Annotated in this window: 1 protein-coding gene; it reads right to left on the reverse strand. The window is 62.3% G+C overall.

Going from position 1 to position 507, the window contains the following annotated elements; genetic code table 11:
- The coding region (locus QSJ18_RS20130) for an Eco57I restriction-modification methylase domain-containing protein (protein WP_286328429.1) at positions 1–489 on the reverse strand (489 nt) is incomplete at its 3' end.
- Between the last annotated feature and the right edge of the window lie 18 nt (positions 490–507).

A 507-nucleotide genomic window follows, 5' to 3' on the forward strand; every position in this document is an offset into this window, starting at 1 on the left:
ACCCGTCCGAAATCCGGTGTGCGGTTTGCGGGTCAGGATTCCGTGAGGCATGACGAAGGCGAACCGTCCGTTGGCGCGAAGGTACAGCTCGACGGCGCGGACGACGAAGAGTGTGGAGAGGTCCCGGCTCGACGCGCCGAGTCCACCAGTCAGGAGATTCCGGGGCTTGGCGAGGTGCTTGTACCTTTCCTGCATGGTCGCCGTCATCTTCGAGTAGCGCAACCAGGGAGGGTTGCCCACCATCACGTCAACGCGGTTGGCTGACTCTGACAGCCAAAGCGGGCGGATCAGGTTCCGCACGTAGTAGCCCCAGATGTGGTTGCGTCCGCTGCGGTGTAGCGCGCGCATGGTCGAGAACGTGGTGGTGAGTACGTCGCGCTCAGAGTCGGTGACACCGAAGTTGTCGAGGACAGGTGAGATCAGGTCGGTGTCCGAGCGCATGAGCTTCCCGTTCTTGTACACGCGCACGTCAAGGGCACGGTCAGCCATTTCAGACACCAGGCGATC

Source organism: Gordonia heveisoli, assembly GCF_030315745.1.
Taxonomy (GTDB): Bacteria; Actinomycetota; Actinomycetes; order Mycobacteriales; family Mycobacteriaceae; genus Gordonia.